Origin of the sequence: Serratia sp. CY52157 (genome assembly GCF_052168495.1) — a bacterium.
GTDB classification, from domain to species: Bacteria; Pseudomonadota; Gammaproteobacteria; order Enterobacterales; family Enterobacteriaceae; genus Serratia; species Serratia ureilytica.
The window spans coordinates 1879362-1902114 of sequence record NZ_JBJNMO010000001.1 but is presented as its reverse complement, the minus strand read 5'-3'; the positions used below and the strand labels follow the sequence as shown (position 1 = coordinate 1902114).

Genomic DNA, 22753 nt, shown 5'->3' with positions numbered 1-22753 from the left:
CTGCTTAACAAAAAGACAGTGGTAAATAACAAAATTCTTACCATTTCTTAGCAGGCGCTCATTTTTATTTGTGATTTCCATCACTTAAAACACCCAGTAAAAGTAAGTGCTAGTGATTGCCGGCTTGGGAGCGTAAAATACCCACAGAATTTTGTGGCTTTGCGCCGGTGAATAAAACGGCAATTTGGGCTGATAACAGAGGCCCTTGAGGAGAACCAACCATGTCAGATGCAATTAATAAATGCAGCGCCCAGGAAACCGCCGCGTGTTGCTGCGTGGATGTCGGCACCGTGATGGATAACACCGATTGCACCGCATCCTACAGCCAGGTGTTCAGCAATCAACAAGATGCGGAGGCGATGCTGGCGGCCCTGAGCGAAAAGGCGCGCGCGGTCGAATCCGATCCCTGTGACATCAGCAGTAGCATTAAACCGGTTGACGGCGGCGTACAATTGGAAGCCGATTTTACCTTCGCCTGCCAGGCGGAAACCCTGATCTTCCAGCTCGGCCTGCGTTAATCCCCGCTTTACCCCCGGCGCCGCCTGCTGCGCGCCGGGGATTTCCTTCCCAGCTCGTTCCCGATAGAAAGTGCGCCTGCTCGCAGTTTTGATCTCTGCCGGTTTGCCAAATGTAACCGTTTGGTTAACAATGACCTCATCAGGTCAGACCTCTTTCTGCCCATTGCGCTGACGTTATTTTCTTCAGGAGCATTTATGAGTAAGGCACTGCCGTTGGTGACCCGTCATGGTGACCGCATTGCGATTGTGAATGGACTGCGTACCCCCTTTGCCAAACAGGCGACCGCCTATCACGGCATTCCGGCGGTGGATTTAGGGAAAACGGCGGTGAGCGAGCTGTTGGCGCGCAGCGGTATCGAGCCGCAACTGATCGAACAGCTGGTGTTCGGCCAGGTGGTGCAAATGCCCGAGGCGCCGAACATCGCGCGTGAGATCGTGCTTGGCACCGGCATGAGCGTCCATACCGACGCCTACAGCGTGTCGCGCGCCTGCGCCACCAGCTTCCAGGCGATCGCCAACGTGGCGGAGAGCATCATGGCCGGCAGCATCAGCGTCGGCATCGCCGGCGGGGCCGACTCTTCTTCCGTCTTGCCGATCGGCGTCAGCAAGGCGCTGGCGCGCACGTTGGTGGACGTCAACAAGGCGCGCACGCTGTCGCAGCGCCTCAAATTGTTCAGCCGGCTGAAATTCCGCGATCTGATGCCGGTGCCGCCGGCGGTGGCGGAGTATTCCACCGGCCTGCGCATGGGCGATACCGCCGAACAGATGGCGAAAAGCCACGGCATCACCCGTGAAGCGCAAGATGCGCTGGCGCATCGTTCCCACGAGCTGGCGGCCAAGGCCTGGCGGGAGGGGTGGCTGCGCGACGAGGTCATGACCGCTTACGTGCCGCCTTACCGCGCTCAGCTTTCTGAAGACAACAATATCCGCAAAGACTCCAGCCTGGCTTCCTACGCCAAGCTGAAACCGGCGTTCGATCGCAAACACGGCAGCGTCACTGCGGCCAACAGCACGCCGTTGACCGACGGTGCGGCGGCGGTACTGATGATGAGCGAATCGCGCGCCAAAGAGTTGGGGCTGCAGCCGCTCGGCTATCTGCGCAGTTTCGCCTTCGCCGCCATCGACGTGTGGGAAGACATGCTGCTGGGGCCCTCCTACGCCACGCCGCTGGCGCTGGATCGCGCCGGCATCGGCCTGGCCGATCTGACGCTCATCGACATGCATGAAGCCTTCGCCGCGCAAACGCTGGCCAACCTGAAGATGTTCGCCAGCGAAGCGTTCGCCCGCGAGAAGCTTGGCCGCAGCCAGGCAATCGGCGAAGTGGACATGGACAAATTCAACGTATTGGGCGGTTCTATCGCCTATGGTCACCCGTTCGCCGCCACCGGCGCGCGCATGATTACCCAGACGCTGCGTGAGCTGAAACGCCGCGGCGGCGGGCTGGGTCTGACCACCGCCTGCGCCGCCGGCGGGTTAGGGGCCGCGATGATCGTGGAGGTGGAATGATGAGCGTCGAAAACGCATTGCACGAGCAGCGCGCCAAACCGTCGGCCTTTCAACTGACGATCCGCCCCGACAACATCGGGGTGATCACCATCGACGTGCCGGGCGACAAGGTCAATACGCTCAAGGCCGAGTTCGTCGAACAGGTTAACGACGTGCTGATCCGCGCGCAGCAGCATACTGCGCTGGAAGGGCTGGTGATCGTTTCCGGCAAGCCGGACTCGTTTATCGCCGGCGCTGATATCACCATGATCGCCGCCTGCACCAGCGCCAAAGAGGCGGAAACGCTGGCCAAGAAAGGGCAGAGCACGCTGGCGCAGATCGCCGCCTTCCCGGTACCGGTGGTGGCGGCCATCCACGGCGCCTGCCTGGGCGGCGGACTGGAATTAGCGCTGGCCTGCCACGGCCGCGTCTGTTCGTTGGATGACAAAACCGCGCTCGGTCTGCCGGAAGTGCAGCTGGGCCTGCTGCCGGGCTCCGGCGGTACGCAGCGCCTGCCGCGCCTGGTAGGCGCCGCCAAGGCGCTGGACATGATCCTGACCGGCAAGCACATTCGCGCCCGCCAGGCGCTGCGCATGGGGCTGGTGGACGACGCCGTGCCGCAATCGATTTTGCTGCAGACCGCCATCGAGCGGGTGAAACAGGGCTGGAAGCATCAGCGCGAGCTGCCGTGGCAGGATCGTCTGCTCAACGGCCCGCTGGGCAGAAATCTGCTGTTCAGCATCGTGCGCAAGAAAACGTTGGCGAAAACGCACGGTAACTACCCGGCGGCGGAGCGCATCATTCAAGTGGTGCGCACCGGGCTGGATCACGGCAGCGTCAGCGGCTATGAAGCCGAAGCGCGCGCCTTTGGCGAACTGGCGATGACGCCGCAATCGGCGGCGTTGCGCAGCCTGTTCTTCGCTTCCACCGCGCTGAAAAAAGAGCGGGGCGGCGATGCTCAGCCGCGCGCCTTGCATCGCGTCGGCATTCTCGGCGGCGGCCTGATGGGTGGCGGCATCGCCTGCGTCACCGCCACGCGCGGCGGTTTGCCGGTTCGCATCAAAGACATCAATGAAACTGGCATCAATCATGCGCTGAAATACAGTTGGGACGTGCTCGGCAAGCGGGTGCGCAGCAAGCGCATGCGCCCGGCGGAACGGCAAAAACAGATGATGCTGATCTCCGGCTCTACCGATTACACCGGCTTCGAGCAGGTGGATATCGTGGTCGAGGCGGTGTTTGAGGATCTGGCGCTGAAGCAGAAGATGGTGGCCGAGGTCGAAGCGAACTGCGCGCCGCATACCGTGTTCGCCTCCAATACTTCCTCGCTGCCTATCGGTCAAATCGCCGAACAGGCCCAGCGGCCGCAGCAGGTGATCGGTCTGCACTACTTCAGCCCGGTGGACAAAATGCCGCTGGTGGAAGTGATCCCGCACGCCGGCACAAGCGAAGAGACTATCGCGACCACCGTATCGCTGGCGCACAAGCAGGGCAAGACCGCCATCGTGGTGGGCGACAGCGCCGGTTTTTATGTCAACCGCATCCTGGCGCCGTACATCAACGAAGCGGCGCGCTGCCTGCTGGAAGGCGAGCCCATTGAATCGCTGGACAAAGCGCTGGTGGACTTCGGCTTCCCGGTCGGCCCCATCACCCTGTTGGACGAAGTGGGCATCGACGTCGGCACCAAGATCATTCCGGTGCTGGTTGAGGCGCTGGGGCCGCGCTTCGCCGCGCCTGCCGCGTTCGATGCGGTGCTGAAGGACGGGCGCAAAGGGCGCAAGAACGGCCGCGGCTTCTATCTTTACCCGAGCGAGGGGCAGCAGCGTCAGCGGCGTAAGCGCGCGGATACCTCATTGTATACGTTGCTCGGCGTCACGCCGAAGGCGCACATGCTGCCGGCGACCATTGCCCAGCGCTGCGTGATGATGATGCTGAACGAAGCGGCGCGCTGCCTGGATGAAGGCGTGATCCGCAGCGCGCGCGACGGCGACATCGGTGCGGTATTCGGCATCGGTTTCCCGCCGTTCCTTGGCGGCCCGTTCCGTTATATGGATGAACTCGGCGCCGAGAAAGTGGTGAAGACGCTGGACTACCTGCGTCAGCAGCACGGCGAGCACTTCGCGCCGTGCGAGCGCCTGCAGCGCATGGCGCAGCAGGGCGAACGTTTTTACCCGCTGGGGAGTTGAACGCAGGGCGGCCCGATTTGCACTATAGTTGCAACAGGGCCGCGTTGTGATCGCCATCACTCCTTGCGACAGCGTCAGCCCGTGAGGCTGTACAGCAAGGCTGCGGCAGCGGTAAGTTAGCTTGAGCGCCATCAATAATTTTCATGGCGAAAAGGTTAAAATTTAACCCGTTGAATTGATTGTTCTATGAGCAATCGAGGTTTGCCCGGGGAGGATTGCTGTAAAAAACAGCATTTTCTTTACGCAAACTTTCAGGCAAAATGCCCGGCCGCCATAAAGAGACGGCGCGTTATCGTTTTAAAGCTTTGGCTTTGGGGTTGTAAAACTCGGCGGTACAGCACGCACGGCGTTTCTGTATAGCGTTACTTTGTCAACAACAGCGGTGCAATATGCAAGTTTTGATTATGCGTCACGGAGAGGCGGCGCTCGAGGCAGCCAGCGATGCGGTAAGGCCCCTTACCCTGTGCGGCCGCGACGAGTCCCGTCAGATGGCGGCCTGGTTGAACACCAAGTCTGTGGATATTGAACGCGTGCTGGTCAGCCCCTATCTGCGGGCCGAACAGACGCTGGCGACGGTGCGTGAAGCCTTGACGCTGCCGGAGGGCGAAGAAGTGCTGCCCGAACTGACGCCGGGCGGGAACGCCGAACAAGTCGGCAGCTATCTTCAGGCGCTGGCGATGCAAGGGGTGAGCTCGGTGCTGATCGTGTCGCACCTGCCGCTGGTGGGGTATCTGGTGGCGGAACTGTGTCCGGGCGAGTGCCCGCCGATGTTCGCGACCTCGGCGATCGCCAACGTCGATCTGCCGGCGGACGGCAGCTACGGCAAATTTGAATGGCAGGTCAGCCCGTCGCAGGTGATGGCCAAAGTGTGAGCCGCGGATGCGGTGCGGAATAAACTCAGGGCGATGTCTGACATTGCCCTGAGTCGTTTCTGCGGGAGGCTATTCTGCCAGCTCCACCAACAGCAGGACGGCGGCGTTGCCGCCCCATTCCTTCGGCGCCTGATGGAACGCCAGCACGTCGGGATGCTGCGCCAGCCACAGCGGCGTTTGCTGTTTGAGAATGTGTTTGCCGTGCCCGTGCATCACGCAGGCGCAGTGTACATGCTCGCGTTTGCAGGCGGCGATCAGCGCCCCCAATTCCTGCTTGGCCTGCAGCTGAGTCAGGCCGTGCAAATCAAGAAACAGCTCCGGCGAATAATCGCCGCGTCGCAGCTTCTTCAGCTCATACGGGCTGCTGCCGGGGCGCACGTAGCGCGTCGGGCCTTCCTCTTCCAACTGCGGCTGATATTCATCTGAAAAATAATAGCTGGCATCGACCTGCTCCTGCAGCAGCCGCTGCGGCGCGACCTGTTTGACCTTGAGCTTCGGTGGGCGGTGGACGACGGTGTCCTGGCGCAGCTTTTTTGCGCCCGCCACCGACTCTCTGAAGAGCTGTTGTTCGTCTTTGCTCAGAGGGGGCTTGTTCTTCATGCTTCATTCACCGGAAATCGTTTATTTCGCTAGTTTACCTTGTGAATGAGCGCTGTCGACGCAAAACTCGGGCCAGAGTGAAAAGCGCGAGGGGCGCGCGTGATTTGTCGCGGGCTTCATGGCAAACTATGCGGCTAAATCATGAAACACAGCGCCTGCCGGAGGGCAAATTGGACAAAATTTTCGTCGACGAAGCAGTGAACGAACTGCACACCATTCAAGATATGCTGCGCTGGACGGTAAGCCGTTTCAACGCCGCCAATATCTATTATGGTCACGGAACCGACAATCCGTGGGACGAAGCGGTGCAATTGGTGCTGCCAAGCCTGTTTCTGCCGTTGGACATTCCGGAGGACATGCATACCGCTCGTCTGACTTCCAGCGAGCGCCATCGCATCGTTGAGCGCGTGATCCGCCGCGTCAACGAGCGTATCCCGGTCGCCTACCTGACCAACAAGGCCTGGTTCTGCGGCATGGAATTCTACGTCGACGAACGCGTGCTGGTGCCGCGCTCGCCGATCGGCGAGTTGATCAACGATCGTTTCAGCGCGCTGATCCCGCACCCGCCGCGCCATATTCTCGACATGTGCACCGGCAGCGGCTGCATCGCCATCGCCTGCGGCTACGCTTTCCCGGAAGCGGAAGTGGACGCGGTGGACATCTCCAGCGAAGTGCTGGCGGTGACCGAGCGCAATATTCAGGCGCACGGCGTCGAGCACCAGGTGATCCCGATCCGTTCCGATCTGTTCCGCGACGTTCCCGCGATCCAGTACGATCTGATCGTCACCAACCCGCCGTACGTCGATGCGGAAGACATGTCGGATCTGCCGCAGGAGTTCCGCTTTGAGCCGGAACTGGGCCTGGCGGCGGGCAGCGATGGCCTGAAGCTGGTGCGCCGCATTCTGGCCTGCGCGCCGGACTACCTGACCGACGACGGCGTGCTGATTTGTGAAGTGGGCAACAGCATGGTACATCTGATGGAACAATATCCGGACATCCCGTTCACCTGGCTGGAATTCGAAAACGGCGGCGACGGCGTGTTCATGCTGACCAAACAGCAGCTGGTGGATTGCAAGGATCACTTCAGCCTCTATCGCAGCTAAGCCGCATTTCCAAGGCCCGCATGGCGAGCCTCATAACGATAAAAGACTAACGGTAAGGAGCCGTGATGGCAGGAAACAGTATTGGGCAGATTTTCCGCGTCACCACCTTCGGTGAATCTCACGGGGTGGCGCTGGGTTGTATCGTCGACGGCGTGCCGCCCGGCATCCCGCTCACCGAAGCCGATTTGCAACACGATCTGGACCGCCGTCGTCCGGGCACCTCGCGTTACACCACCCAGCGTCGCGAACCGGATCAGGTGCGCATTCTCTCCGGCGTATTCGAAGGCGTGACCACCGGCACCAGCATCGGTCTGATCATTGAAAACACCGATCAGCGCTCGCAAGACTACAGCGCCATCAAAGACGTGTTTCGTCCCGGGCATGCCGACTACACCTACGAACAGAAATACGGTCTGCGCGACTATCGCGGCGGCGGCCGCTCTTCGGCGCGTGAAACCGCCATGCGCGTCGCGGCGGGCGCTATCGCCAAGAAATACCTGCAGCAGAAGTTCGGCGTGCAGGTGCGCGGCTATCTGGCGCAGATCGGCGACGTGACCTGCGAGCTGAAAGACTGGGATCAGGTCGAACAGAACCCGTTCTTCTGCCCGGATCCGGACAAGCTGGAAGCGCTGGACGAACTGATGCGCGCGCTGAAAAAAGAGGGTGACTCCATCGGCGCCAAGGTCAGCGTGATTGCGGAAAACGTGCCGGTTGGCCTGGGGGAGCCGGTGTTTGACCGCCTCGATGCCGATCTGGCGCACGCGCTGATGAGCATCAACGCGGTGAAAGGCGTGGAGATCGGCGACGGATTCGCCGTGGTGACCAAACGCGGCAGCGAAAACCGCGATGAAATCACCCCGGAAGGCTTCCAAAGCAACCATGCCGGCGGCATTCTCGGCGGCATCAGCAGCGGCCAACCGGTGATCGCGCATCTGGCGCTGAAGCCGACCTCCAGCATCATGGTGCCGGGCCGCACCATCAATCGCCACGGGGAAGCGGTGGAAATGGTGACCCGCGGTCGCCACGATCCGTGCGTGGGCATCCGCGCCGTACCGATCGCCGAAGCGATGATGGCGATCGTGTTGATGGATCACCTGCTGCGCCAGCGTGCGCAAAACGGTGATGTGGTTTCCGACGTGCCTCGCTGGTAATCGCCATGAAAAACTGGATGTTGGGCCTGGTGGCCCTGACGGCCTCCGCTTCCGCCATGGCGCTGACGCCGTGGCAGAAAATCGACCATCCGGTGGCCGGCGCGCCGCAGGCGGTGGGCGGTTTCGCCAACGGCTGCATCATCGGCGCGCAGCCGTTGCCGCTGAATTCACCGGACTATCAGGTGATGCGTACTGACCAGCGCCGCTATTTCGGCCATCCGGATCTGCTGGCGTTCATACAGCGCCTCAGCAGCAAAGCGAACCAGAAAGCGCTGGGCACGGTGCTGATCGGCGACATGGCGATGCCGGCCGGCGGGCGCTTCAGCAGCGGCCACGCCAGCCACCAGTCTGGGCTCGACGTCGACATCTGGCTGCAGCTGCCGCGCCAACGTTGGAGCGCGCAGCAATTGCTCAAGCCGCAGCCGATCGACCTGGTGTCGGGCGACGGCAAACAGGTGGTGGCGAGCCAATGGCAACCGCAGATTGAGTCGCTGATCAAACTGGCGGCGCAGGATGCGGACGTGACGCGCATCTTCGTCAACCCGGCGATCAAGCAGCGTCTGTGCCTGGACGCCGGCGCCGATCGCGCCTGGCTGCACAAGGTGCGGCCGTGGTTCGGCCACCGTGCGCATATGCACGTGCGTCTGCGTTGTCCGGCCGGCAGCCTGGAGTGCCAGGAGCAGGATACGCCGCCGCCGGGCGATGGCTGCGGCGCCGAACTGGCGAGTTGGTTCGTACCGCATCAGCCGAACGCGAAGCCGGGCAAACCCGTGCCGCCGCCGTTACCGCCTACCTGTCAGGCATTGCTGGATCACCATTTCTCAGCGGAATAACACATGGACTGGTTCGTCATTGGCCCCGAGATGCTCGGGGTGTTGTTTGCGGTAGCGCTGCTGGCGGGGTTTATCGACTCCATCGCCGGCGGCGGCGGATTACTGACGGTGCCGGCCTTGCTGGCAGTGGGGGTTCCTCCGGCGCAGGCGCTGGCGACCAATAAGCTGCAGTCGGTCGGCGGCTCTTTCTCCGCCAGTCTGTACTTCATTCGTCGGCGAGCGGTGAACCTCAACGACCAGAAGCTGACGATTTTTCTGACGCTGATCGGCTCGATCGCCGGCGCGATTCTGGTGCAGCATATGCGCGCCGATTTGCTGCGGCAGATGTTGCCGCTGCTGGTGATCGGCATCGGTCTCTATTTCTTGTTGATGCCGCGACTGGGTGAGGAAGATCGTCAACGCCGCCTCGGCGCCTTGCCGTTCGGGCTGGTAGCCGGCGGTTGCGTCGGGTTTTACGACGGTTTCTTCGGCCCCGGCGCCGGCTCATTCTACGCGCTGGCCTACGTGACGCTGTGCGGTTTCAACCTCGCCAAGTCTACGGCGCACGCCAAAGTGCTGAACTTTACCTCCAACGTCGGCGGGTTGGCGCTGTTCATCATCGGCGGCAAAGTGGTGTGGAGCATCGGTCTGGTGATGCTGGTGGGGCAGGTGCTGGGGGCGCGTTTGGGCGCGCACATGGTGCTGACCCGTGGCCAGAAATTGATTCGGCCGATGATCGTGATCGTCTCGCTGGTGATGAGCCTCAAGCTGCTTTACGACAATCACGGCGCAGAGATTCAGCAGTGGCTGTCCGCCTTCTTGCACCGCTGACGATGAAAATGGGCGCCGTTTATGCGCCCGTATCCCCCCGCCGGTTATCGGGTATAATGGCCTCTTTATTTTTGTGGTTATAGAGTTTTTTATGTCAGACACGCAGACCCGCCATCATTATGAGCAGTTGATCGAGATCTTCAATCGCTGCTTCAGCGATGACTACAACACCCGCCTGGTGAAGGGCGACGACGAACCGATCTACCTGCCGGCCGACGACGAATTGCCGTATCACCGCATCGTGTTCGCCCACGGTTTCTACGCCAGCGGCCTGCACGAAATTTCGCACTGGTGCATCGCCGGTGAAGCGCGCCGTCAATTGGTGGACTTCGGCTATTGGTATTGCCCGGATGGGCGGGACGCGCAGACCCAGAGCGAATTTGAAGCGGTAGAGATCAAACCGCAGGCGCTGGAATGGATGTTCTGCGTGGCGGCCGGTTTCCCGTTCAACGTCAGCTGCGACAACCTGAACGGCGACTGCGAGCCGGATCGCATCGCGTTCCAACGCAAGGTGCGCGCCCGGGTATTGGCGCTGCTGGAGCAGGGAATACCCACAAGGCCTGCGCGCTTTATTCAGGCGTTGCAATCGTTCTACAATACGCCACCGTTGGCGGCCGAGCACTTTCCGTATCCGGAAGATCTCAACTGACGCCACAGCCCGTTATTTAATGAGGAAATTTGATGATCGCAGAATTTGAAGCGCGCATTTTGGCGCTGATTGATGACATGGTAGAGCACGCCAGCGATGATGAACTGTTTGCCGGTGGCTACCTGCGCGGTCATCTGACGCTGGCGGTGGCCGAGGCGGAAGAGCAGGGCGAACACACCGCCGAAGCGCTGAAAGCGCGGGTGGAGGAGAGCCTGCACAAAGCGATCGCCGCCGGGGAACTCTCGCCGCCGGATCAGATCCTGGTGCGCGGCATGTGGGAAAACCTCTATCAGGCTGCAACCCCTGCCGCCTGATCGTCATGCCGGGGCGCGTCGCCGCGCCCCTCAAGGTTGATTAAACCGCACGCCCTTTCAGCAATTTCCGCACCCACATCCGATTCGGATTCAACGCCGCCAGCAGGCGCGCATCGCCCGGCAACGGCTCGCCGAACAGCTGCGCCGCCAAAATTTCCGCCGCCAACGGCGCCGAGCACAAGCCGCGCGAGCCTAACCCGCCGATAGCGAACAGACCGGGATAGACCGGCGCATCGGCGACGGTTTCGCCGCGCTGGTTCTGCCGCTGCAAATCCTGATACTGCGCCAGCGTGGCCTGATAGTCCGGCAGCGCGCCGACCATCGGCAGATGATCGCGGGTGGCGCTGCGCACGCCGCAGCGCGCCTGATGAGCGCTGACGTCCACCTGCTGCGGCCAGGCCTGCTCCGGCAGACAGCGCAGCAGGCGCTCGCGGTTCTCCTGTTGCTCCTGCTCGCGGTAGTCGGTGGCGATGTCGCCGCGCTGGTAGCTGGCGCCAATGCAGTGGTGGCCGTTGTTGGCATTAACCGGCGTCAGGTAGCCGTCGTAACACAATACCTGTTTCAATTGACCGAGGGCCGGCGAGGTCGGGATATGCGACACCTGCCCGCGTACCGAATACAGCGGCAGGGCCTCCGTCGGCGCCAGTTCGGCCAACCGATGGCCGTTGGCCAGGATCACCGTCGCATGGCGCCGGCTGTCGCCGTTGGCGAAATCGATGCGCCAGCCGTTCTCTTCCTGCGTCAGCCTCTGTGCATCGTGCTGGTAGTGGCAGACCAAGCCCTGACGCTGCGCCAGCGCGATAGCGCCGCGCGTCAGCTCGGCCGGGCAGAGCCAGCCGCCTAGCGGGTAGGTGATGCCGCCAAAGCCGGTATCTACGCCGCACCGTTCGCTGAGCGTCTCGCGGTCGGCCGCCATCGCCAAGGCCTGCGGCCAGTCGGTTTTCAGCATATTGGCGATCTTGGCGCCGCTCTTTTCGTCATAGGCCAACTGGCTGACGCCGCACCACTGGTGATCAAAGGCGACGCCTTGTTGCAACAGGGCATCGTATTGGCGGCGGGCGAAGGGAAACGCGGCGCTGAAAAAGCTCTCCAGCGCGTCGCCGCTGCCGTTCAGCAAAGGATAAATCGCGCCCTGGCGGTTGCCGGATGCGCCCTCGGCCGCCTGCTCATCGGCGCAGTACAGCGTGACGGTGGCGCCGCGGCGCAGCAAGGCCAGCGCGGTGAGCGCGCTGGCGACGCCGCCGCCGATCAGGGCGATGTCGGCGGTGTTGTCCGCCGCCGGGCGTCGATACCAGGGCGCCGGATGTGCGGCGGGCTGCGCATCGGCCGGGAGCTCGCCGGCGAGCATCTCACGCTTTTGGCCGAAGCCTTTGCAGCGGTTGACCTGAAAACCGGCCTGTTGCAAGCCGCGGCGCACGAAGCCGGCGGCGGTAAAGGTGGCGAAGCTGCCTCCCGGCCGGGCGAAGCGCGCCATGGCGGCGAACAGTTGATCGGTCCACATGTCGGGGTTTTTTGCCGGCGCGAAACCGTCAAGGAACCAGGCATCCACCTGGTTATTCATGCTGGCGTCAAACTGCGGCAGCAGATCGTTGACGTCGCCGAACCACAGATCGAGCGTAATGCGGCCTTCGGCTAACAGCAGGCGATGGCAACCCGGCAATGGCAGCGGCCACTGGGCGCGCAGCTCGTCGGCATAAGGCGCCAACTCCGGCCAGCGCGCATGCGCCGCCGCCAGGTCAGCCTGCTGCAGGGGGAATTTTTCGAAGCTGATAAAGTGCAGGCGCTGCAGCGCTGCGTCCGGTTCGGCCTGACGGAAGCCGGCGAAGGCCTGCCACAGCGTGAGGAAATTGAGCCCGGTGCCGAACCCGGTTTCCGCCACGACAAACAGCGAGCGCGGATGGGCGGCGAAACGTTGCGACAGCCGATTGCCGTGCAGGAAGACGTAGCGGGTTTCTTCCAGCCCATCCTGATTGGAAAAATAGACGTCATCAAACTGTTTCGAAACAGGTGTACCCTGTTCGTTCCAGGTTAGCGTTGCGGTTTGGATGGGGGCGTGGTTCACGGTCAATGGCTCGAAATTCAAGGGATGCCGCGAATTCTAACGGCGCTGGCGCCCCGGCGCAAACTGGACAACAATAAAGCTGAAAAACGCTGATCGGACTTGTTCGGCTTACATCTGTACGCTAAAGTGCGATGCAAAATCCCGTAGGTTAATAGTGGAAGAGGTATTGAATGAAACGTGCAGTGATTACTGGCCTGGGAGTTGTCTCCAGCATTGGTAATAACCAGCAGGAGGTCCTGGCAAGCCTGCAGGAAGGACGTTCTGGGATCACTTTCTCCCAGGAGCTGAAAGATTCCGGCATGCGTAGTCACGTATGGGGGCAAGTTAAGCTCGACACTACCGGCCTGATCGACCGCAAGGCGGTGCGTTTCATGAGCGACGCTTCCATTTATGCCTTCCTGGCGATGCAAGAAGCGATCGCGTCTTCCGGCCTGAAGGAAGAAGAGTATCAAAACAACCCGCGCGTGGGCCTGATCGCCGGTTCCGGCGGCGGTTCTCCGCGCTTCCAGGTGTTCGGCGCCGATGCGATGCGCAGCCCGCGCGGCCTGAAAGCGGTTGGCCCGTACGTGGTGACCAAGGCCATGGCTTCCGGCGTTTCCGCCTGCCTGGCAACGCCGTTCAAAATCCACGGCGTGAACTACTCCATCAGCTCCGCTTGCGCGACCTCCGCGCACTGCATCGGCAACGCGGTTGAGCAAATCCAGCTGGGCAAACAGGACATCGTATTCGCCGGCGGCGGCGAAGAGCTGTGCTGGGAAATGGCCTGCGAGTTCGATGCGATGGGCGCGTTGTCCACCAAATACAACGACACGCCGGAAAAAGCGTCCCGCACCTATGACGCCGATCGTGACGGTTTCGTCATCGCCGGCGGCGGCGGCATGGTGGTGGTTGAAGAGCTGGAGCACGCACTGGCGCGCGGCGCGCACATCTATGCGGAAATCGTCGGCTACGGCGCGACTTCCGACGGCGCCGACATGGTTGCCCCTTCGGGCGAAGGCGCAGTGCGCTGCATGAAGATGGCGATGCAGGATCTGGATGCGCCGATCGATTACATCAACGTGCACGGCACCTCTACGCCGGTAGGTGACGTGAAAGAGCTGGGCGCCATTCGTGAAGTGTTCGGCGACAATACCCCGGCCATCTCCTCCACCAAGGCGATGACCGGCCACTCGCTGGGCGCTGCGGGCGTGCAGGAAGCGATCTACAGCCTGCTGATGCTGGAGCACGGCTTTATCGCGCCGAGCATCAACATCGAAACCCTGGATGAACAGGCGGCCGGCATGAACATCGTGACTCAGCCGACCCAGCGCGAGCTGACCACCGTGATGTCCAACAGCTTCGGCTTCGGCGGCACCAACGCCACGCTGGTGATGCGCAAACTGGCGAAATAATCCCGCCGGCGCGTCATTCCGCCAACAAGCCCGCGTTTTCGCGGGCTTTTTACTGCCCGAAGCCCACCGGCCGGGCGCTCGGAGTTTTCCCAAATCACATCCCCTGACACATCATTACCTCGCCATTACACGCGTTGGGCATACAATAGCCAGGTAGCGTGATTATCGCTCGGCGTAGCTTTCTAAAGTGATCGAACATTGAGGCAAGAAGTATGAAAAAGTTAATTGCGGTTGGGTTACTGTCGGCCGTGTTGGCCGGATGCGCCACCGATTCTCCCTGCGTGCCGGTCTACGATGACCAGGGGCGTCTGGTGCACACCAACACCTGTATGAAGGGCACCACTCAGGATAACTGGGAAACCGCGGGCGCGATCGCCGGCGGTGCGGCGGCGGTTGCCGGTCTGACCCTCGGCATCATCGCGCTGACCAAGTGATCGGCGCGGAACAGGAATAAGCCCGGCCATTGCGCGCCGGGCTTTTTTATCTCACTGCACTAAAAATGCTTTGAACTGCGGCGTCATCACGGCGCTGAAACCGTCGTCGGTTTTGCTGATCAGGTAGACCGCCAGCCCTTTCTCTTCTGCGAGCTGCAACGCTTTCTCCGGGCCCAGCACCATCAAGCCGGTATCCCAACCGTCGGCCTCGAGTGCGGTCGGGGCGATCACCGTGGCGGAAACCAGTCGGTGGTTTATCGGCCTGCCGGTGGTCGGATCGATGACATGGGAGTAACGCTGGCCGTTTTGTTCGAAGTAGTTGCGGTAGCTGCCGGCGGTGCTGATGCCGTAACCGTGCAGATCCACCAGCGCCTGCACCGCATTTTCACGGTCGGTCGGCTTTTGGATCGCCACCCGCCAGGGTTTGCCCTGGCCGTTGACGCCGCGCGAAGAGACCGCGCCGCCTACCGACACCAGGTAGTTGGTAATGCCGTGACGGTTCATCAGGCGCACCAGCTCATCGGCGCCATAGCCTTCGCCCAGCGTCGAGAGATCGACATACATGCCCGGCAGATCTTTTTGCAGCCACTCCCCGCGATTGTCGCTGATCAGCTTCAGGTGCTGCAGGCCGATGTTCTGCTTCGCCGCGTCGATCTGCGCCTGTTCCGGCACCTTGACCGGATGCTTGTCTGGGCCGAACCCCCACAGGTTCACCAGTGGGCCGACGGTGATGTCCATGGCGCCGCCGGTATCGCGGCCGATGCGTTGGGCCATCAATACGATGTCCGCCATGCCGCGCGGGATAGGCTGCGGCTCGAGGCTGGCGCTGCGGTTAAACCGCGACAGCACCGAATCGGCGCGGTAGGTAGAGATATCGTCGTTGGCCCGTTCGAGCACCGTGTCGATCTGCCGCTGCAGCTCTTGTTTGCCGATCGCGACGTCACCGCTGACCTTAACGCTGTAGAAGGTGCCCATGGTCTTGCCATCGATATCGATTTGCGGGCGAGAGGCGGGATCGTCACAGGCGGCGAGCAGGGCGCATAAGGCGCTGAGCAACGCCCCTTTAGCGAGCAGGGAAGCCATAACATGTCCTTTGAAAACCGTGAAAGCCGCTACAAATAAAGTAAAGCGCGGCAAATGAAAAGCGGATAAAGGTAAAATAGCATTTTGCTGGCGCTGAAGCCGCGTCTGAGCTAACGTCTGCCCATTCTTTTCGGTGAGGTTCACACTGCCGCTATGAGTTCAACCGCCATTTCTCGGCTTATCCACCCCTTTGTCAAAGATCGCTTCTTGCATGCATTGCTGCTGGCCGGCGTGGCGATGTTCGCTTTTCATCCGCAACCGCTGTCGGCGCTGGGTGGTTTCATCGACGGCCGTACCCTCATCACCCTGTTGGGGCTGATGCTGCTGACCAAAGGGGTTGAGGTCAGCGGCTACTTCGATTTTGTCGGCCGCAAGATTATCAACCGCTTGCACAGCGAACGGCGGCTGGCGCTGTTCCTGGTGTTTTCCGCCGCGCTGCTGTCGTCGTTTCTGACCAACGATGTGGCGCTGTTTATCGTCATTCCGCTCACCATCACGCTGAAAAAGCTGTCGGCGCTGCCGGTTGGCCGCTTGATCATCTTCCAGGCGTTGGCGGTGAACGCCGGTTCGTTGCTGACGCCGATCGGCAACCCGCAAAATATCCTGCTGTGGAGCCGCTCCGGCCTCTCTTTCCTCGGTTTCATCGGCCAGATGGCGCCGTTTGGCGCCGCAATGATGTTGAGCCTGCTGGCGCTGACCTGGTTCAGCTTCCCGGCGCGCGACATCGTGAAAACGCCGAATACCGAGGGATATCCCTACCAGCGGCCGCTGTTGCTGAGCTGTGTAGGGCTGTATGCGGTTTTCCTGCTGTGTCTCGATTTCGATCTGCCGTTGTACGGGCTGCTGGCGGTGTTCGCCGGTTTCTTGCTGCTGGCGCGCCGAGTGCTGTTGCAGATCGACTGGAGTCTGATTTTCGTGTTCGCCGCCATGTTCATCGATGTCGGCCTGTTTACCCGTTTGCCGCCGCTTCAGCCGGCGTTCGCCGCCATCGCCGGGCTGAGCGAGGGGAGCGTGTATGCGTTGGGCGTCGGGCTGTCGCAGATCGTCAGCAACGTGCCGGCCACCATACTGTTGCTCAACTATGTGCCCTCCAGCGCTCAGCTGGCCTATGCGGTCAACGCCGGCGGCTTCGGGTTGGCGATCGGATCGCTCGCCAACCTGATTGCGCTGCGCATGGCGGGGGAGCGCAAGATCTGGTTGCGCTTCCACTATTATTCGCTGCCGCTGTTGGTATGGGCCGCGTTGCTCGGCTGGGTGATGAGCTAAGCCGGTTGGCCGCTTTGTCGTGCGGCCAGCAGGCAAATGCTGCGGGTCACCTGATAGGATTTCACGAAGGCGCTGACGGGTAAAAACTCGAAGCGCGAGTGGAAGTTATGCGCGCCGGTGAAGTAATTGGGCGTCAGGATGCCGCGGCTGGAGAGCGCCGCGCCGTCGGTGCCGCCGCGCATCGGGATCACCTTCGGCGGGATGCCGTGGGCGGCGAGGGCGCCGAAGATCAGATCGATGGCGCGGCGGTCCTCGCCAATGGCGTTGCTGATGTTGCTGTAGATGTCGCTGACGCTGCAGCTGACGTTGGCCCGCGGATAGTTGGCCGCCACCTGGCGCACCGTCTCCTCAAGGCGGGCCTTGCGCGCCTCGAACGCCGCGCGATAGAAGTCGCGAATCGACACCTTCAGCGTCGCCTGATTGGCGTTGGCGGCCAGATCGGTGAACCAGAAATAGCCCTCGCGCCCTTCGGTGTGCTCTGGGGTATCCTGCACGTCGAATCGGTTAATGATGTCGTTGGCGATGCGTATCGGGTTGATTAATACGTTTTTCGCCGACATCGGGTGGGCGGTCACCCCCTCGATGCGGATCTCCGCCGCCGCCGCGTTGAAATTCTCGTACACCACTTCACCCAGTTCGCAGCAGTCGATGGTGTAGGCGAAATCGACGGGGAAACGCTGCAGATCCAGCGCCTTGGCGCCGCGCAGGCCGATTTCTTCGTCCGGCACGAACGCCACCACGATATCGCCGTGGCGATCGGCCGCGGTCAGGTTGGCCAGCAGCGTCATCACCACGGTGACCGCCGCCTTATTGTCGGCGCCCAGCACGCTGGTGCCGTCGCTGAACAGGATCTCTTCGTTCCGGTAGGGCAGGATCTCCGGATGCTCGGCGGTACGCAGCCAGATGTCCTGCTCGGCATTCAGGCATAAATCCTCGCCGGTGAAGCGCAGGCGCTGCGGGCGAATCTCGGGCGACAGGCCGACGTCCACGGTGTCGATATGCGTGATGAAGCCGATGCGCGGCGCGCCGGGTTGGGTGCCGGGCTTGCGGGCGGTCACGGTGGCGTGCTCGTCGATTTGAACGTCGGCCAGGCCGAGCCGGCGCAGCTCGTCCGCCAACAGTTGCGCCATCTCATGCTGCCCCGGCGTGCTGGGCAGGGCGGTTGCGGCGGCGTCGCTCTGGCTGGTCACCGCCAGATAGCGGAAGAAACGTTCGGTAAGCTGTTCGGCAATCGGGCTGGTCATCGGAACTCCTCGCGGTTGGCAATCTACCGGTTTTAAAACGAAATCAGCCGATTGTCCAACGGCGCAATGCGTAAACCGCCAGAATGCGAAGCATCGCGCAGAAACGAAAAATAGCGGTGCAACTAGGAAATAGTCGCAGGTTTCTGCGGCAAAATCGGTGTTAGCTGTGGGCCGGGAAGCGCCCGCATAACACTTATCTGTCCCTCAAGGAGAATTCATGCACACCGGTCACGCTTTGCTCATCACCTTACTGTCCCTGGGCATCTCTCACAGCGCCTGGTCGTCCGCCGATACCGGGCACGCCAACAGCAACGCCAACAGCCGCGAGGTGGCCAGCGCGTTGGGCGGCCTGAAGAACAAAACCTACGAACTGGAACAGGCGCCGAAGATCCGCGTCGCCAGCTTCAATATCGCCGCCGGCAAGGTCAGCGACATGACCGCCATCGCCAAGGCGATTCGCGCGATGAACGTCGACGTGGTGGCGCTGCAGGAGGTGGATAAACTCACCGCCCGCAGCGGGCGGGTCGATCAGGCGGCGGAACTGGCGAAGCTGACCGGCATGCAGGCGGTGTTCGGCCGGGCGATCGATTTCGACGGCGGTGAATACGGCCTGGCGTTTCTCTCGAAGTATCCGCTGCACGACGCCGTGATCTATCCGTTGCCGTCCGGCCAGCGCGAGCAGCGCATCGCCTTCAGCGCCAAGGTCGATGTGCCGGAGTTCCCGACGCCGATCACCCTGTTCAACACCCACCTCGACACCAAGGAAGATCCGACGATGCGTCTGGATCAGGTGCGGGAGCTGAACGATCGCACCATCGAAGTGCGCGGCATCAAACTGCTGTTCGGCGACATGAACGACGTGCCGGGCAGCGTCACCTGGCTGGAGCTGAGCCGCTATTGGAACGATATCATGCCCAATGGGCAAGATGGCCGCAGCTGGCCGGCGGAAAACGCCGAAATCAAGGTGGATTACATCTTTAGCGGCAATGCGCAGCGTTGGCATCTGGACAGCCTGACGGTGCCGAACGCCAGCGGCGATTGGAACGGCGTGCACTGGCCGGCGGTGAGCGATCACCTGCCGCTGGTGGCGGAGATGCGCCTGACCGAGCAATAAGCCGGCCGGCGTCTCTCCGGGGCAGGGCTAAGCCGCGGCGATCCGCGCCAGCCGCTCGACGGCGCTGCGGATCTCGCCCGGCGTCAGGGCCGAAAAACCCAGCAGCCAGCCGTCGCGCTGGGCCTGAACCGTTTGGTATTGCGCCGTTAACCCGGGCGTAAGAACGCCGAGCCGCCGCGCCTGTTGGCTGAGCGCCGCCTCCCGGCCGGGCGGCAGCCAAACGCTGAGCTGCAGGCCGCCGGCGGCGGGAGCGGCCGTGGCGAAGTGGCTCAGCTTTTCGCGCACTTCCGTCAGCAGCACATCGCGCCGGCTGTGGTAGAGCTGGCGCATGTAACGAATATGCGCGGCGAAGTGCCCCTGGCGAATGAACTCGGCGGTCACCGCCTGCATCAACTGCGCGCTGTGGCCGTCATAGACCGTGCGTGCGGTGACGAAGGGGGCGACCAGCGCGGGCGGCACGATCAGGTACGCCAGCCGCAGCGAAGGGAACAACGATTTGGAGAAGGTGCCGAGATAGAGCACCCGGCCATGGCGATCCAGGCCTTGCATCGCCGGAATCGGCAGCCCGTCGTAGTGAAACTCGCTGTCGTAATCGTCCTCAATGATCCAGGCCTGTTGCCGCTCCGCCTGCGCCAGCAACGCCAAGCGGCGTGCCAGGCTGAGCGCCGCGCCGGTCGGGTATTGGTGCGAGGGCGTCAGATAAATCAAACGCGGATCGGGCAAGGAAGGTTCTGCTCGCAGGCCATCGTCGTCTACCGCCACCGGCGTCAGCGCGGCGCCGGCGCTGATAAAGGCGTTTCTCGCCCCGGCGTAACCCGGCTCTTCCATCCAGACGCTGTCGCCGCTGTCCAACAGTAAGGTGGCGATCATTTGCAGCGCCTGCTGCGAACTGGTCAGCACGATAACCTGGCTCGCATCGCAGACTACGCCGCGCGTTTGGTTGACGTGGGCGGCAATGGCTTCGCGCAGCGGCAGATAGCCTTGCGGATCGCCGTAGCGCAGCAGGCTTTCCCCCTGTAGGCGCAGGCGTTGAGCGGTCAACTGCTTCCACAGGGCCAGCGGAAACGCGCGCAGGTCCGGCGAGCCGGCAGCGAAGGCCTGAGGGTTCTGCGGATCGCGGCAGCCGCCGGTGTGCACGATCTGTTGGCCGCGCAGCGAAAGGCGCGGCATGGCGGTGCGGGTCGCCGGCGGCGGCGATTTGGCGATGCGGATAGCCACAAATGTGCCCTGGCCGACGCGGCGCTGCAAATACCCCTCCGCTTCCAACTGACCGTAGGCTGCTTCGACGGTCACCCTTGAGAGGTTCAGATCCCCAGCCAGCACTCGGCTGGAGGGCAGCCGTTGCCCAACGCTCAATGCGCCGTGGTGGATGGCCTGCCGCAATGCCGCACACAGACGATCGCGCAGCGTGCCGATGGCCTGGGGCGATTGCTGAAACAGCGTGATCAGCGTGTGCCGCATAATGGGTCTTATCATGAGTAAAAAATGGGTATCAATCATAAGACCAAAATCGGGCACTATTGTCATCTGTCTTGATCAACGGGAGTGAGTGATATGTCGAAAGAATCCTTGGTGCTGGCCTTTCCGCCGGCAGAGCCGGAAGAGAGCCTGGCCTATCTGGCGGCCAAGCTGAGCCGCTATGCGGATGCCTGGGACGTGGCGGAAGATTTGCGCAATGGCGTGGACGGGATGGTGGTGATCGACACCCGTGCGGAGGCGCTGTACGCCGCCGGGCATATCCCCGGCGCGCTCAGCTTGCCGCATCGCCTGATGGATGAAGCCGGCACGGCGCACCTGGATCGCCAAAAGGTGTATGTGACCTACTGCGACGGCATCGGCTGCAACGGTTCCACCAAAGGCGCCTACAAGCTGGCGAAGTTGGGGTTCAGGGTGAAGGAGTTGATTGGCGGGCTGGATTTCTGGCTGCGCGACGGCCATCCGTTGGCCATCGGCGAACTGCCGGGGTCGCTGCGCTCCCGGGCGGCCGCAGCGGACTGCGGCTGCGCCTGAGGCGTTAAAACACCAGCGCCAGCATGACGGCCAGCGCCAACAGCAGCAGGATCAGCGCCACGGCGGGCTTGCTCAGCGCTTTTTGCAGCGGCAGAGGCAGGGCGGCGATCAGCGGGTTGAGCAGCGGCTGCGGTTCGATAGGGGGGCTGGCGATCGGCTGCGCCTGGCCGGCTTTCTCCAGACGGCGGGCAAACAGCTGATGAATGGCGTCGCTCATTTGCGGATGCGTCAGCGGCGCGTTGGCGCCGCAGTTGAAGCGCGTCTGGCAATAGTCGTTCATCTGCTGCAGTTCTTGCTCATCCGCCGGCTGTTTGAGCGCCGCCAGCAGGTTGTTCAGCGTTGGCGCGTTCTGCGGGCTGAGCGCCACCTTCACCTGTAAAAACTGGTTCAGCAGCTGGAAGTGGCGCGCCGGCAGCGGATCGTTGGTTTTCACGCCCGCCAGATCGAACAGCGTTTGCCAAATTTTAGCCGGCGCTTCGCCGGTCGCGGCGCTGAGTTTGGTAACCTGCTGCTGCAGGCTTTGATGCTCTGCGGGCAGCAGCGGGCGATCGCTGGTGGCGGTTTGCTGCGGTTGGGGAATGGTCAGGCCGCCGGTCTGCAACAGATTCAGCACCTGCTGCAGCTGCGGCGGGCTTAACTGGCTCAACACCGTATGGCCGAACCGTTGACGAATAAAGTCACTGACCGCCTGGCGATTATTGCCCTGCGGCAGCAACTCGGCCAGCTGTTGCAGCAGTTGGCGCCCGGCATGGTTTTGCTGCGCCTGCGTCAGACGCGTTTGCAGCAGCTGTTCCGCCGGTTGAAAATGGCGCGCCAGCAGTTCGCCGCCTTTGTCGGCGCCGAGATCGTGACGCAGAGACGCCCAGATCTCCGCCGATTTTATCGGGCTGAGCGTCATGATTTTCACGATCAGTTTTTCCAGCGTTGTGCGCTGCGCCGGAGAGAGGGGTTGATCGTCAGTGGCCGCCGTTTTGCCCGGGGAAGGGAGGCGCTCGCCGGCGATTGGGGTGCCCGGCCCACTCAAAGGTTGCATATCACCAGTCCTTCGCTGTGTATCCCCGCAGTGTGCCTGGAGGAGAGAATCGTCATTGTACCCGGCGAAAAGCGCAGGCTTACCCTCTATGATACCTGTAATTCGCCGCCATCAATACCGCCGCTCAGACATTTCTTTACCGACAAAACGTTGCTAATCGCGTCTGCGCCGCTAAGATAACCCCAGATCTGAACATGAGGGTGGCATGGTTAAACGGCAGCGGATTGCAAAATGGTTTTTATGCCTGGCTTGCCTGGTGGTGCTGACGTGCATGACCCAGCGCATGGCGGGCCTGCATGCGCTGCAGCAAACGCTGGGGATCCCGGCCGCTACCGCCGTTCAGTCCAGTGATGCCGCCGCCGAAGCGCAGCCGACGCCCTGTGAACTGAGCGCCAAATCATTGCTGGCCGCGCCGCCGGTAATGTTCGAAACCGTGCTGTTCGGGCTGGGTCTGCTGCTGGCGCTGTTGGCGCCGACCATTGCCGCGCGTCTGCGCATTCCTCCTCCTCGCGCCATTTCTCCGCCCACCCTCAGGGTGCACCTTCGATTATGCGTCTTCCGTGAATGAGTTAATCGCCCGTTTTTCGCGGTGAAT

22 protein-coding genes are annotated in these 22753 nt (G+C 62.1%); 16 read left to right on the top strand and 6 right to left on the bottom strand.

Annotated features, from left to right (window positions below; all coding sequences use genetic code 11):
* Positions 1-221 precede the first annotated feature (221 nt).
* The 4 genes from ACJ8IP_RS09020 to sixA all read left to right on the top strand — a co-directional run bounded on the left by ACJ8IP_RS09020 (position 222) and on the right by sixA (position 5061).
* Positions 222-518, top strand: coding sequence for a YfcZ/YiiS family protein (locus ACJ8IP_RS09020; protein ID WP_072145088.1), 297 nt, complete (start codon positions 222-224; stop codon positions 516-518).
* A gap of 195 nt (positions 519-713) precedes the next feature.
* The gene (gene fadI / locus ACJ8IP_RS09015; protein WP_046896287.1) at positions 714-2024 is read left to right on the top strand and encodes an acetyl-CoA C-acyltransferase FadI; all 1311 of its coding nucleotides are present in this window, start codon (positions 714-716) and stop codon (positions 2022-2024) included.
* Positions 2024-4189 (top strand): fatty acid oxidation complex subunit alpha FadJ, encoded by a 2166-nt coding sequence (gene fadJ / locus ACJ8IP_RS09010; protein ID WP_164107088.1) that lies wholly within the window; start codon positions 2024-2026, stop codon positions 4187-4189. The genes fadI and fadJ overlap by 1 nt, the downstream gene beginning before the upstream one ends.
* 389 nt (positions 4190-4578) lie before the next feature.
* A complete protein-coding gene (sixA, locus tag ACJ8IP_RS09005; protein ID WP_004936230.1) occupies positions 4579-5061 on the top strand; it encodes a phosphohistidine phosphatase SixA in 483 nt (160 codons plus the stop codon).
* A 69-nt stretch (positions 5062-5130) separates the two neighbouring features.
* On the opposite strand, the gene smrB is transcribed toward sixA, so the two are convergent.
* On the bottom strand, positions 5131-5661 hold the full coding sequence (gene smrB / locus ACJ8IP_RS09000) for an endonuclease SmrB (protein ID WP_089192081.1): 531 nt from the start codon (positions 5659-5661) through the stop codon (positions 5131-5133).
* 170 nt (positions 5662-5831) lie between these two features.
* Between smrB and prmB the strand changes: the two genes are divergently transcribed.
* The 6 genes from prmB (at position 5832) to ACJ8IP_RS08970 (ending at position 10521) form a co-directional block, all read left to right on the top strand.
* Positions 5832-6764: a 50S ribosomal protein L3 N(5)-glutamine methyltransferase gene (gene prmB / locus ACJ8IP_RS08995; RefSeq protein ID WP_025160157.1), complete on the top strand. Its 933-nt coding sequence runs from the start codon at positions 5832-5834 to the stop codon at positions 6762-6764.
* Positions 6765-6829: 65 nt separating this feature from the next.
* Positions 6830-7915, top strand: coding sequence for a chorismate synthase (aroC, locus tag ACJ8IP_RS08990; RefSeq protein WP_033643909.1), 1086 nt, complete (start codon positions 6830-6832; stop codon positions 7913-7915).
* A gap of 5 nt (positions 7916-7920) precedes the next feature.
* Positions 7921-8748 (top strand): penicillin-insensitive murein endopeptidase, encoded by an 828-nt coding sequence (gene mepA, locus ACJ8IP_RS08985; RefSeq protein WP_025303719.1) that lies wholly within the window; start codon positions 7921-7923, stop codon positions 8746-8748.
* A gap of 3 nt (positions 8749-8751) precedes the next feature.
* Positions 8752-9558: a sulfite exporter TauE/SafE family protein gene (locus ACJ8IP_RS08980; protein WP_033651971.1), complete on the top strand. Its 807-nt coding sequence runs from the start codon at positions 8752-8754 to the stop codon at positions 9556-9558.
* Between the two features lie 91 nt (positions 9559-9649).
* Positions 9650-10207 (top strand): elongation factor P hydroxylase, encoded by a 558-nt coding sequence (locus ACJ8IP_RS08975; RefSeq protein WP_033651970.1) that lies wholly within the window; start codon positions 9650-9652, stop codon positions 10205-10207.
* A 32-nt stretch (positions 10208-10239) separates the two neighbouring features.
* Complete coding sequence (locus tag ACJ8IP_RS08970; RefSeq protein WP_016926855.1) at positions 10240-10521, top strand: YfcL family protein; 282 nt, start codon at positions 10240-10242, stop codon at positions 10519-10521.
* A gap of 40 nt (positions 10522-10561) precedes the next feature.
* Here ACJ8IP_RS08970 and mnmC read toward each other — a convergent pair whose 3' ends face one another.
* A complete protein-coding gene (mnmC, locus tag ACJ8IP_RS08965; protein ID WP_164107080.1) occupies positions 10562-12583 on the bottom strand; it encodes a bifunctional tRNA (5-methylaminomethyl-2-thiouridine)(34)-methyltransferase MnmD/FAD-dependent 5-carboxymethylaminomethyl-2-thiouridine(34) oxidoreductase MnmC in 2022 nt (673 codons plus the stop codon).
* A gap of 170 nt (positions 12584-12753) precedes the next feature.
* Here mnmC and fabB point away from each other — a divergent pair, with 170 nt between their 5' ends.
* Together fabB and ACJ8IP_RS08955 are read left to right on the top strand one after the other, a co-directional pair.
* Positions 12754-13974, top strand: coding sequence for a beta-ketoacyl-ACP synthase I (gene fabB, locus ACJ8IP_RS08960; protein ID WP_016926857.1), 1221 nt, complete (start codon positions 12754-12756; stop codon positions 13972-13974).
* Positions 13975-14186: 212 nt separating this feature from the next.
* A complete protein-coding gene (locus ACJ8IP_RS08955; RefSeq protein WP_004936201.1) occupies positions 14187-14408 on the top strand; it encodes a hypothetical protein in 222 nt (73 codons plus the stop codon).
* Between the two features lie 51 nt (positions 14409-14459).
* Here the strand turns inward: ACJ8IP_RS08955 and apbE are convergent, their stop codons facing one another.
* Positions 14460-15491: an FAD:protein FMN transferase ApbE gene (apbE, locus tag ACJ8IP_RS08950; RefSeq protein WP_047025285.1), complete on the bottom strand. Its 1032-nt coding sequence runs from the start codon at positions 15489-15491 to the stop codon at positions 14460-14462.
* Between the two features lie 153 nt (positions 15492-15644).
* Here apbE and ACJ8IP_RS08945 point away from each other — a divergent pair, with 153 nt between their 5' ends.
* Positions 15645-16757, top strand: coding sequence for an SLC13 family permease (locus ACJ8IP_RS08945; protein WP_033643905.1), 1113 nt, complete (start codon positions 15645-15647; stop codon positions 16755-16757).
* On the opposite strand, the gene pepT is transcribed toward ACJ8IP_RS08945, so the two are convergent.
* Positions 16754-18001, bottom strand: a complete 1248-nt coding sequence (pepT, locus tag ACJ8IP_RS08940; protein WP_164107079.1) for a peptidase T — start codon at positions 17999-18001, stop codon at positions 16754-16756. The genes ACJ8IP_RS08945 and pepT overlap by 4 nt on opposite strands.
* 217 nt (positions 18002-18218) lie before the next feature.
* Here pepT and ACJ8IP_RS08935 point away from each other — a divergent pair, with 217 nt between their 5' ends.
* Positions 18219-19115: an endonuclease/exonuclease/phosphatase family protein gene (locus ACJ8IP_RS08935; protein ID WP_016926861.1), complete on the top strand. Its 897-nt coding sequence runs from the start codon at positions 18219-18221 to the stop codon at positions 19113-19115.
* 27 nt (positions 19116-19142) lie between these two features.
* On the opposite strand, the gene pdxR is transcribed toward ACJ8IP_RS08935, so the two are convergent.
* On the bottom strand, positions 19143-20576 hold the full coding sequence (gene pdxR / locus ACJ8IP_RS08930; protein WP_198793278.1) for a MocR-like pyridoxine biosynthesis transcription factor PdxR: 1434 nt from the start codon (positions 20574-20576) through the stop codon (positions 19143-19145).
* 93 nt (positions 20577-20669) lie between these two features.
* Between pdxR and ACJ8IP_RS08925 the strand changes: the two genes are divergently transcribed.
* Complete coding sequence (locus ACJ8IP_RS08925) at positions 20670-21125, top strand: rhodanese-like domain-containing protein (protein WP_047025289.1); 456 nt, start codon at positions 20670-20672, stop codon at positions 21123-21125.
* A 4-nt stretch (positions 21126-21129) separates the two neighbouring features.
* Here ACJ8IP_RS08925 and flk read toward each other — a convergent pair whose 3' ends face one another.
* On the bottom strand, positions 21130-22158 hold the full coding sequence (gene flk / locus ACJ8IP_RS08920) for a flagella biosynthesis regulator Flk (RefSeq protein WP_164107077.1): 1029 nt from the start codon (positions 22156-22158) through the stop codon (positions 21130-21132).
* A gap of 205 nt (positions 22159-22363) precedes the next feature.
* Between flk and ACJ8IP_RS08915 the strand changes: the two genes are divergently transcribed.
* Positions 22364-22726 (top strand): hypothetical protein, encoded by a 363-nt coding sequence (locus ACJ8IP_RS08915; RefSeq protein WP_033639760.1) that lies wholly within the window; start codon positions 22364-22366, stop codon positions 22724-22726.
* The last annotated feature ends 27 nt before the right edge of the window (positions 22727-22753 follow it).

What these genes read in the sequence shown, in the direction of transcription:
- ACJ8IP_RS09020 (WP_072145088.1), top strand. Translation starts at nt 222, where the DNA reads ATGTCAGATGCAATTAATAAATGCAGCGCCCAGGAAACCGCCGCGTGT.
- fadI (WP_046896287.1), top strand. Translation starts at nt 714, where the DNA reads ATGAGTAAGGCACTGCCGTTGGTGACCCGTCATGGTGACCGCATTGCG.
- fadJ (WP_164107088.1), top strand. Translation starts at nt 2,024, where the DNA reads ATGAGCGTCGAAAACGCATTGCACGAGCAGCGCGCCAAACCGTCGGCC.
- sixA (WP_004936230.1), top strand. Translation starts at nt 4,579, where the DNA reads ATGCAAGTTTTGATTATGCGTCACGGAGAGGCGGCGCTCGAGGCAGCC.
- smrB (WP_089192081.1), bottom strand. Translation starts at nt 5,661, where the DNA reads ATGAAGAACAAGCCCCCTCTGAGCAAAGACGAACAACAGCTCTTCAGA.
- aroC (WP_033643909.1), top strand. Translation starts at nt 6,830, where the DNA reads ATGGCAGGAAACAGTATTGGGCAGATTTTCCGCGTCACCACCTTCGGT.
- mepA (WP_025303719.1), top strand. Translation starts at nt 7,921, where the DNA reads ATGAAAAACTGGATGTTGGGCCTGGTGGCCCTGACGGCCTCCGCTTCC.
- ACJ8IP_RS08980 (WP_033651971.1), top strand. Translation starts at nt 8,752, where the DNA reads ATGGACTGGTTCGTCATTGGCCCCGAGATGCTCGGGGTGTTGTTTGCG.
- ACJ8IP_RS08975 (WP_033651970.1), top strand. Translation starts at nt 9,650, where the DNA reads ATGTCAGACACGCAGACCCGCCATCATTATGAGCAGTTGATCGAGATC.
- ACJ8IP_RS08970 (WP_016926855.1), top strand. Translation starts at nt 10,240, where the DNA reads ATGATCGCAGAATTTGAAGCGCGCATTTTGGCGCTGATTGATGACATG.
- fabB (WP_016926857.1), top strand. Translation starts at nt 12,754, where the DNA reads ATGAAACGTGCAGTGATTACTGGCCTGGGAGTTGTCTCCAGCATTGGT.
- ACJ8IP_RS08955 (WP_004936201.1), top strand. Translation starts at nt 14,187, where the DNA reads ATGAAAAAGTTAATTGCGGTTGGGTTACTGTCGGCCGTGTTGGCCGGA.
- apbE (WP_047025285.1), bottom strand. Translation starts at nt 15,491, where the DNA reads ATGGCTTCCCTGCTCGCTAAAGGGGCGTTGCTCAGCGCCTTATGCGCC.
- ACJ8IP_RS08945 (WP_033643905.1), top strand. Translation starts at nt 15,645, where the DNA reads ATGAGTTCAACCGCCATTTCTCGGCTTATCCACCCCTTTGTCAAAGAT.
- pepT (WP_164107079.1), bottom strand. Translation starts at nt 18,001, where the DNA reads ATGACCAGCCCGATTGCCGAACAGCTTACCGAACGTTTCTTCCGCTAT.
- ACJ8IP_RS08935 (WP_016926861.1), top strand. Translation starts at nt 18,219, where the DNA reads ATGCACACCGGTCACGCTTTGCTCATCACCTTACTGTCCCTGGGCATC.
- pdxR (WP_198793278.1), bottom strand. Translation starts at nt 20,576, where the DNA reads ATGCGGCACACGCTGATCACGCTGTTTCAGCAATCGCCCCAGGCCATC.
- ACJ8IP_RS08925 (WP_047025289.1), top strand. Translation starts at nt 20,670, where the DNA reads ATGTCGAAAGAATCCTTGGTGCTGGCCTTTCCGCCGGCAGAGCCGGAA.
- flk (WP_164107077.1), bottom strand. Translation starts at nt 22,158, where the DNA reads ATGCAACCTTTGAGTGGGCCGGGCACCCCAATCGCCGGCGAGCGCCTC.
- ACJ8IP_RS08915 (WP_033639760.1), top strand. Translation starts at nt 22,364, where the DNA reads ATGGTTAAACGGCAGCGGATTGCAAAATGGTTTTTATGCCTGGCTTGC.